Source organism: Sphaerisporangium sp. NPDC051011 (genome assembly GCF_040653595.1).
In the GTDB taxonomy this organism is placed as follows: domain Bacteria; phylum Actinomycetota; class Actinomycetes; order Streptosporangiales; family Streptosporangiaceae; genus Sphaerisporangium.
The window spans coordinates 1-12,318 of sequence record NZ_JBFAGG010000039.1 but is presented as its reverse complement, the minus strand read 5'-3'; the positions used below and the strand labels follow the sequence as shown (position 1 = coordinate 12,318).

General features: G+C 69.8%; 14 protein-coding genes. 4 read left to right on the top strand and 10 right to left on the bottom strand.

All coding sequences use genetic code 11. The annotated features are described in order from the left end of the window. The first annotated feature begins 607 nt into the window (after positions 1-607). Entirely contained in the window at positions 608-796 is a 189-nt protein-coding gene (locus AB0H21_RS40715; RefSeq protein ID WP_358527413.1) for a hypothetical protein, read from the top strand. A 45-nt stretch (positions 797-841) separates the two neighbouring features. On the opposite strand, the gene AB0H21_RS40710 is transcribed toward AB0H21_RS40715, so the two are convergent. From AB0H21_RS40710 to AB0H21_RS40700, 3 genes are all read right to left on the bottom strand, one after another. Continuing rightward, a complete protein-coding gene (locus AB0H21_RS40710) occupies positions 842-1,045 on the bottom strand; it encodes a DUF397 domain-containing protein (protein ID WP_358527411.1) in 204 nt (67 codons plus the stop codon). Between the two features lie 106 nt (positions 1,046-1,151). Then, positions 1,152-1,376: a DUF397 domain-containing protein gene (locus AB0H21_RS40705; RefSeq protein WP_358527408.1), complete on the bottom strand. Its 225-nt coding sequence runs from the start codon at positions 1,374-1,376 to the stop codon at positions 1,152-1,154. Further along, on the bottom strand, positions 1,352-2,179 hold the full coding sequence (locus AB0H21_RS40700; RefSeq protein ID WP_358527406.1) for a helix-turn-helix transcriptional regulator: 828 nt from the start codon (positions 2,177-2,179) through the stop codon (positions 1,352-1,354). Before AB0H21_RS40700 ends, AB0H21_RS40705 begins: the two co-directional genes overlap by 25 nt. A 157-nt stretch (positions 2,180-2,336) precedes the next feature. Here AB0H21_RS40700 and AB0H21_RS40695 point away from each other — a divergent pair, with 157 nt between their 5' ends. Next, positions 2,337-2,675: a hypothetical protein gene (locus AB0H21_RS40695; RefSeq protein WP_358527404.1), complete on the top strand. Its 339-nt coding sequence runs from the start codon at positions 2,337-2,339 to the stop codon at positions 2,673-2,675. A gap of 25 nt (positions 2,676-2,700) precedes the next feature. After that, positions 2,701-3,690: an aminoglycoside phosphotransferase family protein gene (locus AB0H21_RS40690; protein ID WP_358527401.1), complete on the top strand. Its 990-nt coding sequence runs from the start codon at positions 2,701-2,703 to the stop codon at positions 3,688-3,690. Here AB0H21_RS40690 and AB0H21_RS40685 read toward each other — a convergent pair. From AB0H21_RS40685 to AB0H21_RS40665, 5 genes are all read right to left on the bottom strand, one after another. Then, positions 3,651-4,946: an ATP-grasp domain-containing protein gene (locus AB0H21_RS40685; protein WP_358527398.1), complete on the bottom strand. Its 1,296-nt coding sequence runs from the start codon at positions 4,944-4,946 to the stop codon at positions 3,651-3,653. The genes AB0H21_RS40690 and AB0H21_RS40685 overlap by 40 nt on opposite strands. Continuing rightward, a complete protein-coding gene (locus AB0H21_RS40680) occupies positions 4,943-6,094 on the bottom strand; it encodes a glycine amidinotransferase (protein ID WP_358527397.1) in 1,152 nt (383 codons plus the stop codon). Before AB0H21_RS40680 ends, AB0H21_RS40685 begins: the two co-directional genes overlap by 4 nt. A gap of 32 nt (positions 6,095-6,126) precedes the next feature. Next, positions 6,127-7,098 carry an aspartyl/asparaginyl beta-hydroxylase domain-containing protein gene (locus AB0H21_RS40675; protein WP_358527396.1) on the bottom strand — a complete coding sequence of 324 codons (972 nt, stop codon included), beginning with the start codon at positions 7,096-7,098 and terminating at the stop codon, positions 6,127-6,129. Positions 7,099-7,114: 16 nt separating this feature from the next. Next, entirely contained in the window at positions 7,115-8,521 is a 1,407-nt protein-coding gene (locus tag AB0H21_RS40670) for a hypothetical protein (protein ID WP_358527394.1), read from the bottom strand. 75 nt (positions 8,522-8,596) lie between these two features. Continuing rightward, positions 8,597-9,754: a cytochrome P450 gene (locus AB0H21_RS40665; RefSeq protein ID WP_358527391.1), complete on the bottom strand. Its 1,158-nt coding sequence runs from the start codon at positions 9,752-9,754 to the stop codon at positions 8,597-8,599. Between the two features lie 369 nt (positions 9,755-10,123). On the opposite strand from AB0H21_RS40665, the gene AB0H21_RS40660 reads away from it, so the two are divergent. Then, positions 10,124-11,443 carry a helix-turn-helix transcriptional regulator gene (locus tag AB0H21_RS40660; RefSeq protein ID WP_358527390.1) on the top strand — a complete coding sequence of 440 codons (1,320 nt, stop codon included), beginning with the start codon at positions 10,124-10,126 and terminating at the stop codon, positions 11,441-11,443. Positions 11,444-11,693: 250 nt separating this feature from the next. Here AB0H21_RS40660 and AB0H21_RS40655 read toward each other — a convergent pair whose 3' ends face one another. Continuing rightward, positions 11,694-11,999, bottom strand: coding sequence for a DUF397 domain-containing protein (locus AB0H21_RS40655; protein ID WP_358527387.1), 306 nt, complete (start codon positions 11,997-11,999; stop codon positions 11,694-11,696). A gap of 53 nt (positions 12,000-12,052) precedes the next feature. Continuing rightward, entirely contained in the window at positions 12,053-12,229 is a 177-nt protein-coding gene (locus tag AB0H21_RS40650) for a hypothetical protein (RefSeq protein ID WP_358527384.1), read from the bottom strand. Positions 12,230-12,318 lie beyond the last annotated feature (89 nt).

Genomic DNA, 12,318 nt, shown 5'->3' with positions numbered 1-12,318 from the left:
ACTGTCCTTGATCAACAGCCAGTGTTACGGGGCTGCGGGCTCTCGCCTATCAGGCCACGCCCACGAACTTCCCCCTCAAGATCGAAGAGCCCCTATGTCCAACCCCACCCCCGCTCGATCGTGAAGCCAGGCGGCGCCTTGCGGTCATCCGTCACGTCAAAGACGTCTCGGGCGACGTCGCGCTGCCTGCCGCTACTACGGGCTCAGTCGGCAGGTCTGGTTCACCATCTGAGGCTTACCCCCGCCGTACGCGCGGGCCTAGCCGAGATCTGGACGCTGGACTTATAAGCTGATAGAGCTCTCCTACGGCTGAGAGTATTTCGGCCCCAGGTACGTCGCCGACCCGAAAGAGTGGGCCGACTTCCGAGACGAAGCCGTGTCGGTCATGTGGCGGGAACGCGGCGGACGGTTCGCCGGTTACCAGCGCTCCCACATCCCAACCCCAGCCGATCCGATTATCCTGATCATCGTCGATGATGTGGCGTTCCTGACTGCCTACCAGTCCGACAATAGCCTTCGCCAGCGCATCACAAGGCCCTTGCCACCTTGACCGCAAGGCCGCGCGGTCGGCGTCTTGTCCGCACTCCAGGACCGCGCAAAGGAGGTAATGAACTTTCGCAACCTGTTCCCCCGAAAGATCGCCCTCCGCCTGATCGAGTTCGAGCAGGGCGACATGGTCCTCGGCGACGGGGCCAGGGATCGCGGCGTCTCTCCGATCCCGGAGTTGGGCGGCGGAGTCGAATACGTCCCGCTGGATGGCCTGTGCCCGTTGGCCGGCGGGACCCGGACTAGCTAGGGGTGCGGGTCCCGCTCGTCTTCTAGGGGCAGGTGGTTTTCAGGCTCAGGCGCTCAGCTCGCCGGCCTTGAGGCTGCTGTGGAAAGCGGCCCACTCGGTGGCGGGGAAATGGAGTACGGGGCCGTATGGGCGCTTGCTGTCGCGGACGGCCATGCCCTTACTCGGCAGCGCGGCAAGCTCGACGCAGTCACCACCATTGTCACTGCTGTACGAGGATTTGGCCCATCTGGCGGTAGCCACGTCGTCCATTTGGCATCGTCTCCGTGTCCGGGATCGAGGGCTGATGTCTTGGTACCGCCGTCTTGTGGGTTGTGAGCGGGGCCCGCGCTGCGGCAGGTCCCGCTCACAACGAGGGTCAGGTTGTCAGGGTGTCGAAGTCGCCGGTCTTGAGGCTCTGGCGGAATGCGGCCCACTCGGCGGTTGGGACGCGGAGCACCGGGCCGTGGGGGCGCTTGCTGTCACGGATCGCCATGCCGTTGCCGATCAGCATGGCAAGTTCCACACATTCACCGCCGTTGTCGCCGCTGTACGAGGACTTGACCCACCGGGCACTGGTCAGTTCGTCCACCTCTGCATCCACTCCCTCATTTTATTGAGCGACTCATTGTCATTGAGCGCGCTAGTTCGGACGGCTTCATACCGTATCTCGATATCACGCACATCGACGGGGCGGGAAACCACCTGCCCCTTACCGGCGGACTCCAGGTAGGCGACGTTGCGACCGTCTCGTAGCTGTGCGAGAAAGAAGCCTCCCAGCAATCCTGCGGTGCAGGAAGCCGACAGGGGGACTATCTGGATCGTGATACATGGATGCTCGGCCATGGTCAGGAGGTGATTCAACTGCGCTTCCATGACGGCCACCCCGCCGATGGACCGCTGAAGGACCACCTCGTCAAGCACGGCCCACATCATAGGGGGGCGCTCGCGCGCGAGGAGGACTTGTCGTTCCAGCCGGGCCTCCACGGCCTTGTCGATCTCCTGGGGCGACATGCCAGGCTTGCCGGCGAATATCGCTCGCGCATAGTCCGCCGTCTGGAGTAGTCCCGGGACCAGGTTCGGTTGCGACGTGCGCAAGCTCACTGCTTGCTGCTCGGCCTCCAGCCACGGATAGAACCAGCGCTGGGTTCCGTCCATGCGGACCTGTTCCCAGACCTGGATCAGGGCGCCGTTGACGCCGAGGGCCTCGTCGCACTGTTCGACGAGTTCTCGTTGCTGCGGGAGGCGTAGTCCTCTTTCTATCGCGCCCATCGCGGCTCCCGTATAGCCGAGTTTGCCGCCCAGCTGGGACTGGGTCATGTGTACTTCGATGCGGAGTCTGCGCAGTTCGTAGCCGAAACGGGCTGCCGGGGAGGACTCCGGGTTGGTCGTCTGCGGTTTTGGCACCTGACCCTCCACGCAACGGAATGCAACTGAATGCAACGGGAGACGACCGCGCCATTACAAGGCCGTCGTCGGTATTCGCTTACGGACAGTAGAGCCTGGGGGCACTCTTGGAAGGCAGAATCAAGAACCGGATAGGAAACGGTATCTCATGTGTCACATGGAAATCGCGTCCAACACCTTTCCGCAACCCCGAAAAACCGGACATCCCACCGAAAGTATCGATATCGCTTTTAGAGCGGCGCAATCTCCTCGGCGTGCGTTGGGTGCCTTTCATATCTCCACGGATTTCAATGTGGGGAGCGGCGCCGCGCTGCTGTTGCGGACTGGCGCGTTGACACACGACGCGGAGAATGGCACGTCCACGCCGATGCTGCTGACCTCCTCCCGCCACGCCTCCATACGGTCCCTGGAACGCTACGCTCGCCCCGGAGTCGACACGGTCGCCCGGCATGTCGCCGAGCGCGCCCCCGCAGCTCGTCGCAACGCACCCAGCTGACCGCGAACGCGGCAAGATGGACCACATGGATTTCCGACCGGTTGAGCGCGTCCCGGCGGCGTTTCAGCAGTCGCTGTCTGCTGAGGAGATCGAAGAGGTCTGCCGACGGGCCTTCGGCGGCGACGCGGCGCCCGTGTCCGCTGTCGAGTTGGGCACGGGCATGTACAACAACGTCTACCGCGTGACCCTGGCCGGGCGGGCCCGGCCGGTGATCCTGCGGGTCGCGCCGGAGGACGGCCGGCAGTTCCGCAGTGAGCGGCACCTGATGCGCAACGAGTTCGCGAGCGTGCCGTGGCTGTCGGCGATCGCGCCGCTGATGCCGCAGGTGATCGCGGCGGACTGGTCGCAGGAGGTGATCGGCCGGGACTGGATGATCCAGACGCACCTGGACGGCATCCCCGCCCCGGAACGTCTGGGGACGTACCCCCGTACGGCCTGGCCGGTGTTCTTCCGGCAGATGGGTGCCATCACCCGGTCCGTACACGGGGTGCGTGGACCGCGCTTCGGGCCGGTGGCCGGGCCGGGCTATGCCACGTGGAGCGAGGCGGTGATCGCGTCGCTGGAGGAGATCGCCGCCGACCTCGACGGTGTCGGCCTGGACTCCGCCGACGTGCGCAAGGTCGCCGCCGTGGCCGTCCATGACCGCGCCGTGCTGGACGAGGTCACCGAACCCCGCCTCCTCACGGGCGACTTGTGGACGGTCAACTGCCTGCTGGCCCCTGCCGCCGAGGAGCCGACGATCACCGGCGTGCTGGACTTCGACCGCACATGGTTCGGGGCGGTGGAAGCTGACTGGACGATCCGGATGGCGACGGCCAAGGCGGACGAGCGTGAAGCGTTCTGGGAGTCCTACGGCGCGCTGGACCGTTCCCCTGCGGCGGTGTGGCGGGCGCGGATCTACGAGGCCCGGCACCTGGGCGCGATCCGCTTGGAGCGCCATCGACTCGGCAAGCCCGAAGAGGTGATCCAGCAGAGCTACAGGGCGATGGCCGACGTGCTCGCCGGTCTGACCTGACTGGCTCCGCCCTCGCAGGGCAGTTCGACGTGGATGCGGACCTGCCGCAGCAATGTGTCGGCTCGCTCCTCTACCTCGGCCGCGTCCGTGCCGGTGACCACGAAGGACCCCAGCCGGTGGGCGTTGACCCCGGGCTCGTGGACCGGGCCGCCGATCGCCGCTCGCCAGCGGACGAACGGCACACCCGGCCCCTGCTTCGGCAGCCCGCAGACCGACGCCAGCCGCCCGGCGCGCGGGCTGGTCATGAAACGCACGGTGGCGTACCCGTCTGCTGTGGGGGTGAGCGCGGCCGGGCGGCCGAGGGCGATATTGAGTAGGGCTGCCCAGACGTCGAGGCCCAGGGCGTACTGGAGCAGGAGGCCGATCTGTCCGGCGGCGAGCCGGGCGGCGATCTCGATGACCGTGCACCGCCCGTCGGCGTCGACGATCACCTCCGTGTGCGAGGCTCCATGGCGGATGCCGACCGCCCGGATCGCCACGTCCACCTCCTGGTACACGGCCGCCTCGATCGCCGGCGGCAGGCGGGTGGGGAGGCTGTGCCCGGTCTCGACCCTGTGGGCACCACCGGTCACCCGCTTTTCGGTGACGGCGAGGTGCGTGGTGGCGCCGTCCTGGGTGATGGACTCGACGCTGTACTCGGTCCCGGCGGCGTACGCCTGGACGAGGACGCGAGGGTCGCCCACGCTGGCGTACATCCCGGTCACCGCTCGGGCGGCGTCGGCGGCCGCAGCAGCTTCGGCCTGGCCGGTGGCCACCGTGACCCCTGCGGAGCCCGCCCCGCCAACCGGCTTGATCACGCACGGGAAGCCGACCTGGCTGTCCGACAGGACGGCCTCCAACTGGACGTCGTCGTAGGCAAGGCGGGTGTACGGGGTGCGTACACCGGCCCCGGCGAGCGCGCGGGCCATGGCGGCCTTGTCGCGGGCCGCCCGTGAGCGGGCCGGGTCGTTGCCGGGCAAGCCGAGCTCGGCGCACACGAGCGCGGCGAGCTCAGTCAGGTACTCGTTGACGGTGAGCACGGCACCGACCCCGCGGCGGCGGGCGTAGGCGGTGATCTCCTCCCCAGCCCGCTCGGGCTGGCCGAGGTCGGTGAGCACCTGCCCGGCCAGCAGGCCCTTCAACTCGCGGCCGTAGGCTGCGTATCCGCCGGGGGTGGTCGCGGCGTGGACGGCGTAGCCGCGGGCGGCAGCAGCTTTGGCCAGGGCGCCGGACTCGGGGCCGGCCGCGTCCAGCAGCAACACAGCAGGGCCGGTCACGACAGGTAGTCCTCCAAGCCACCCTCGCGGCACGTGTCCAAGGTAAAGCAGTGGAAGCCGCCGCCGAACAACCTCCTGTGCCGGTGCCGTACGGGCACTACGGTGAAGTGCTCGGCCTCCAGGGTCTTGATCAGGCCAGTGCACTGCTCGTTGACCAGCACGGTGTTTTCGTCGAGGGACAGGACGTTGAGGTCGATGTAGGGGCTGGTGAGGACCAGGTCCTCGTAGTCGTCGTAGACGGGAAACGAGCCGAGGTCGGGTTCCGGAGGCACGATGTACCGCCAGGAGCGAAAGCTCTCGGGCATCAGGTCGCGGATGCCGTCGTGCCGGGCGAGGAATACCCCGGGACGCAGGGCGAGCACCATCGAGTCGATGTGGTTGTCCGCCATCCGCCACACCCGGTGCACGCGGTAGCGGTCGCCGAGGTGCCGCTCCAGCCAGTGAACGCCTTGTTCGTGGTTGCTCTGAGCGACGTTGACGACCAGGTCGCGGCCCAGCCGCAGGACCTGCGCGCCGTCGAGCATCATCTCCAGTCCGACGTCGTACGGGCTGGGCTGCGGGCCGTCGATCGCCTCGGTCGGCCCGCCCAGCGTGGTCGCGGTGTCGCGCGCGTACGACAGGTCGAATGACATGTCGGTGAGGGTGGGGCGTGGCATCGTGGTCCACCTGGCGCCGGCCTCGAAGTAGGCGCGGAAGACGGGAGCCAGCAGGCGGGTCTCCAGATAGCGGGAGCGGATCGCGGGCGGCGTCTCGATGATCTCGCCCCCGAGGATCAGCGTGTTGTCTCGCACGTTCAGCGCCGGGGTGGGGGCAGCCTCCCACCCCAGGCCCGCGATGCGGGCTGCGTCGGGCGGCAGCGCGAGCGGCCGGTGCACGGTGACCCCAAGACCGGCGAGGGTGGCGGCCAGGGCCTCGACGTCCTCGTGCAGTTCCTCGGCGTACCGCTCCTTGATGGCCCAGTTCTCCCGGCGCGTATCCGCATCGGCCTGTGCGAGACGGGGGTAGGCCCAGGCCGAGCGGAAGCCGGTCAGGGTCTCGTGGTGGAACAGCTCGAATGAGAGGTCGCGGTCGTGGCCCAGGTAGTTGGCGGCGGATCCGACGATGACCTCCCGCAGCGTGGTGAAGTCGTCGTGGCTGTGCAGGCGCATTGCGAAGGCGTTCCTTCCGGGTATCGGGTGGGTCAGGTGGTGCGGGGTTCGGCGGTCACATGCCGGTCGGCCAGCGCGCGGCCGCGGCGGACCCGAAGCAGCAGCCCGCCGTCGCCGTCGGGCTGGAGGGTGCGCTGCTCGCTCCAGCCGGAGAACCGGAACTCGGTGTCGTCGACCGGGGCGAGCGCCAAGGCTCGCCCGGCGATGGTCAGGTTGAGGATGCCTGCGGGGTCGCGGTCGATGCGGGCCGGGATGAGGGAGCCGTCCAGCGGGGCGGCCGCGTCGAAGTCGGCGAACCCGGACGGCAGCAGCGCCTTGTACGGCAGGCCCGCGGGCCAGGCGGGGGCCAGGGCCAGGGCGGTGCGGTTGAGGAGGACCTCGCCGCAGGTGAGCAGGTCCTGCCAGGAGGTCGGGAACCAGGCCGCGAGCTCGGCGGTGAGCAGGGCGTCGATGACGACGTGGATCCGGGTCACCGCGTCGCTGGCGTTGCGTACCAGGTGCTCGCGGGAGAAGTCGCCGTACCACAGGGTGCCCGGCTGCCAGCAGTGTTCGACGCCGTCCAGGACGAGCACCGCGTCAGTAGTGGTGACGATGGGGATGTGCAGGCGTACGAGGCCGCGGTCCAGGCGGTACTTCGGGTCGCAGTGCGGGTTGGAGACGGCGCCGGGCCCGAGCGCCATGAGGCGTACCGCGTTCAGCGGGGCGGGGAGCGAGGCGAGGATCTCGGCATGGTAGGGCAGTTGGTCGAGCCAGCGGGTCGGCGCGAACGGCTCTGGACCCGGCCCGCCCGGGTCGGTGCGCTCCGGATCACCGCCGAGGCTGCGAAGCGGCAGAACGCGCCAGTCGATCGCGGCCGCCTGGCCGGCCTGACCGCCGTAGATGTGGGTGCGTTGCGGGTTCCAGGTGTGGGCGGTGACGGCGTCCAGTTCGGCGGCGAGCCGGGCCGCGTCGAAGACGGGGGTGAGCTGGGCCGCCTCGGCGGCCGCGGTGAGGGCAGTGGTCATGGTCAAGGCTCCCGGGTCAGGAGGAGAAGGACACGGCGGTGGTGCCGACGTGCTGACTGGCGTCGTATGTGCCGGCGGGCACGTTCGCGAACCGTGCGTTGAGTCGTCCGAACGCGCCCTCGTAGCCCTCGGCGGGTTCGTAGGCGATGCAGAACACGAACTGCGCCGGGGCACCGGGCGTCAGGGGCAGCGCGGGCATCGACACGATCACCCCCATCCGCGTGGCCGGGTCGTACGCCAGTGCCAGGTCGTCAAGGGCGGCCAGGAAGGCGGTGAAGCCGGGCACGGTCCAGGTGGGCGGGACGTGGTACTCGACCACCTGCCGGGCCGGTTCGGCGGCGACGTCGACGATGCCGTGGGCGATCGACTGATAGATGTGCAGGCTCCCGGAAACCTGCGCGTTGACCTCGGTGAACACCACGGCTCCGCCGGGCAGGACCAGAGCGTCCGCGCTCAGGTGCCCGCGGTAGCCGAAAGCCCGGTATGCCTCGGCCAGGCGGGTGCCGCCGTCCAGTAGCGCCGCCCGCACCCGGTCGTCCACGCCGTCCAGGGGCACGACCTGGTGGCTCAGGCGTCGGCCCACGTAGAGCAGGCGGCCCATCTCAGTCGGTCGGGTGCCCTCGTCGGCAGCGTAGTGTTCGGAGTACACCGCGTCCGCGCCTGGCGCGAAGTCCTCAATGACCACCGGCCAACGCCCCTCCCCACTCGCCCAGGACCAGCGCTCGGCCCAGTACGCCGCGACGCCGTCCTCGCCGGGCGCCAGGCGATGCAGGTGCCGCGCGCCGACGTGGTCCACCGCCATCCCCGCATCGCGCGCGAGCAGTTGGTTGCCGACCCCGGCCCCGTTGTGGGCCTGCTTGACCACGACCGCCCGCGTCGGGGACCTCTCCAGGAGCGCGCTGGTCGTCTCGATCGCCTCGGCACGGCTGCGGCACACCCGGCCCGGCACGATCGGCACCCCGGCCGCCGCCGCCAGCGCGCGGAAGTTCGCTTTCGAGTTGCCGATCTCCCCGCCTCCCTGGCCGAAGAACGCGGCGCCCGGGAAGCGGTCGGCCATGCCCAGGGCGTCGGCGAGCCGCGCCACTGCGGCGGACGGCCACAGCGCGAACACCTCCGTCACCGCGTCGGCGCCGCCCTCGCCGAGCGCGGCCCGCACCGACTGCAGGAAGCCGGGCGCGGTCAGCGAGGCCGGATCAAGCAGCCGGTCACCCCATGCCCCGGACGGCGCGACCAGCACGGTCAGCTCCTTACGCTTCACGCCGGTGTGGGCCAGCGCGTAGTCGACGAACGCAGTGTCCGGCTCGCAGCACAGGATGAGCAGGTCACCGGGGCGGGCGAACCAGAACAGGCGCTGCGTCCAGGCCCGCATGTCGCCGCGCTCGCGGATCGACGGGTCAATCTGGTTACCGATGAGGATGCGCACGAGGGGACTCCTGAAGCAGGTCGAAGGACACTCCCGGCGGCGCCGCGCAGGCACCGCGAGCCGGGGAGAAGAAGGTCAGGGCCGGAGCACGACGGGGAGCGTGTCAAACGCGCGCATCGTCGCCGTGCGGCGCCGTACGCCCTCGCCGGCGGCAACCAGACGGGCCAGGGAGCCGTTCAGAGCCGCGACCAGAGCGTGCAGGCCCACCTGGGCGACGGTGGTGCCGATGCAGGAGTGCGGACCCCACCCGTAGCCGAGATGCCGGTTCGGCGTCCGGTCCAGCACCAGTCGGTCGGCGCCGGGGAAGGCCGCCGGGTCGCGGTTGGCCGCGGCGAACAGCGGGACCACCTTCTGCCCCGGGCGGATGTCGACCGCGCCGATCCGGCACGCCCGCACCGCCACGCGCGTGGTGCCCTGCACCGGCCCGTCGAAGCGCACCAGCTCGTCCACGCCCGTGCCCAGCAGCACCCGGTCGCGCATCCGGTGTAGGGCCTCGGGGTGGGTCAGCAGGGTGTGCACCGCGTTGCCGACGGCGGCCGCCATCGTGCTGTAGCCGCCCTGGAACATCACCCGCGCCGTGTTCTTCACATAAAGCCGGACGAGCGCGTCGGCGCCCGGCTCCGCCGCCCGCACCCGGGCCAGCAGGCCGGGCCGGGCCGAGGCCGCGAACCAGGAGTCGACCAGGTCAGACAGTTGCTGACGGGCGATCCGCCCCGGCTCCACGAGCGATGGGTCGAGCCCGCCGTCCATGCTCCGCATGATCGCGTCCGAGATCGCGGCGAACTCGGCGTACGGCGGGGGCTCGACGCCCAGCAGGTCCGCCACGACCGCCACGGACAGCGGCACCGCGATCTCGGACACCACATCGAATGCCCCGGCACCGGCCAGCGCGTCGAGGCGGCCCCGAACCAGGCAGTGGGCGCGGGCCTCGATGCTGGTGAGGTCCTGGGCCCGCAGCGCCGTCATGAACAGCGAGCGGATGTGGCCCTGCTGCGGCGGGTCGAGGGTCTGCACGCTCAGGCTCGGCTCCGCCACGGTGCCCCCGGTGCGCTGCGGGTCGCGGGCGAACGTGGCATGGTCGCGCAGGACCCGCACGCAGTCCCTGTACCGGGTCAGTGCCCACGAGCCCATGCCCTCGTGCCAGAACACCGGCTTCGATTGCCGCAGTTCGTCCAGCACTGGGTACGGGTCGCGCAGGATCTTCGCGTCCAAGGGGTCATAGCGGTCGGTCATAGACGGCATCGCACATCCTTCCGGAGTGGGGCGGGCCCGCCGTGCGGGCCCGCCCGGTACCTCGGGCTCAGTGGTCGTACGACATGGCGGCCCCCCTTCCCTGCGCATCGACGGCGGTGAACATCCCGCGGGGACGAAGGGCCTGCTCGGCCTTCACGTGGGCTGACGTGCAGCCCTGCGGGCGGGACGAGACGGTGAGGACTCCCGGTCGTCACCCGGTCCCGCCCGGTCGCACGGGCGCCGGGCGAGACCACGACGAGTACAACGCCCACCAGGCGCCCGCGCCTAGAGCAGATCCCTATCCCCGCCCTATCCCCGGTCTTCTCGAACGGCTACCCAGGGCCCGGGGGTGGGTGGTGCAATGAGCAGGTGGACGACGAGATCCGCCACCCCCTCGCCTGCGCCAGGATCGAACGCGGATGGCCGCAGGAGGAGCTGGCCCGCCGCATCCGGCGAGCCGCCGCGCGTCGCGGCCTGCGCTCGGGCACGCGAGGGTCACGGGTTTCCAAGTGGGAGGCTGGCCGGGCCACCCCCGACGAAGACGAATCCCAGCCGCTCATCGCCGAGGTCTTCGGCATCGACTACGCGGCTGTCGCCCATCTCGGCTGGCCCAACTGGCTCCCGGGCCAGGACAAGCCGCTGCCCGTTGGCCCGTACAACGCCGTCCCCTCACTCCGAGAGGCCCTGATGACCTCCCTGGACCGCCGGTCGTTCATCGCCTACACCAGCGGCGCCCTGGCCGCGCTCGCCCACCAGTGGGCGATCATCGAGCCAGGACGGTTCCCGCAGTGGACTCCGCGCGGCGACGTTGACACCGAGATGGTCGACTGGCTGGAGACCGCCGGCACCGAGCTGATCCGCCTCGCCACCGAACGCCGCCAGCGCACCTACCGGCTGCTCAACGAGCACCTGACCACGGTGACCGACATCATCAGCGAAGGCCGCTACACCCGCCCTATCGAACAGCGTCTGCACACCTTGGCCGCCTCCCTCTCCCAATCCGTCGCCTGGCAGCGGTTCGACGAACGCCGCCACGCCTCCGCCGCCCGCTTCTGGCACGCCGCCCTCCACAACGCCCACACCGCCGGTCAGCACGACCTCGGCGCGGGCATCCTGTCCGACCTCGCCTACCAGCTGCTGTGGCTCAAGGACGCGCGCACCGCGGCGGACATCCTCGAACACGCCATCCCCCGCACCCAGCACCCCACCGCACGCTCCCTCCTCCACCTCCGGCAGGCCCGCGCCCTCGCCGTCCTCGACGAGCACAGCCTGTGCCGCCGGGCGCTGACCGCCGCGGAGAAGGCGCTGGACACCCCGTCGTACGACCCGCCGCCCGCCTGGTGCTCCTGGATGTCGCACGCCGACCTCGCCGCCGACAGCGGACGCTGCCTTGCTGACCTGGGCCAGCGACGTCGGGCCCACCAGCTCATGGACGAGGGCATCGCCCTGCTGCCCGCCAACCGCTCCAAGACCCGCGCAGTGTTCCTCACCTACAAGGCCGAGACCTACCTCCGCGACGGCGAACCGGAAATCGCCGCCGCAACAGCCACCCGTTCCCTGGACCTTGCCAGCCGGATCAACGCACCCAGGTGCGTGACGATGGTCCGCGACCTGGAGCCGGAGCTGGCCCCATATGCGCACACAGCAGGCGTGGGCGACCTCCTTGAACGGCTCCGCGCCGCCAGTTGACACCGGTCCACCCCACGGCAGCCCGGTCCGACAAGACCCCGTCGCAAAAGGCAGCAGAGGGGCAGGGCCGGTGGCGTTCCTGACCGACGAACAACGCCGCAACCGCGGCACGTTCACCGCAGAGCCCGACGACAGGCATCTGGCTGGCTACTTCCCGCGAGGGACCCCGGCCCTCGCGCTCTCCGGACGCGGGCGCCGCGGTCCCGCGTGTCTTCTAAGGGGTTTCAAGCTCAGCGCTCAGCTCACCGGACTAGATAATGCTGCGGAATGTGGCCCACTCAGTGACGGGGATGCGGAGCGCCGACCCGTGCGGACGCTTGCTGTCACGAAGCGCCACGCCTTCGACGGACCATTTGGCCCACTCGACGCCCTCAGCGGCGTTCTCACCGGAGAGGCCGGCGTCCACGGCCGCCCCGGGGACAAGGCCACCTGGGGCCCACCCGCTCACGCCGCACTGCGATGCCTCATCGCAACGGTCCGTTGAATGACCGGGCAGGGCAGGACGCCGGAGCAAGGTGAGCCGCGTGGGCTGCTTTATGAGAGCAGACAGGGCCATCAACGAGCTTTTGCGGGCGGACCGGCCTGGGGAGCACGGCCCAGCGGCCGCTGTCACCGACACGCGTCGCCCAGCGCGAGCAGGCTGGTGAGCTCGGCGATGGCATCCGGGGAGGGCTTGAAGTAGTGACGGACGTTCTCCGGCTTCTTGTGCCGGGACTTGGCCATCAGCATCAGCAGGGAGGTGCCCTGTTCGCCGAGGTGGGTCAGCGCCGAATGGCGCAACGCCACCTGGCACTGTCTCCACCGGCTCCGGCGGTTCGCCGAAAACAAACCAATCACCGAGAAGCAAACCCAGCAGGCCCGAGGCGAGATCCTGC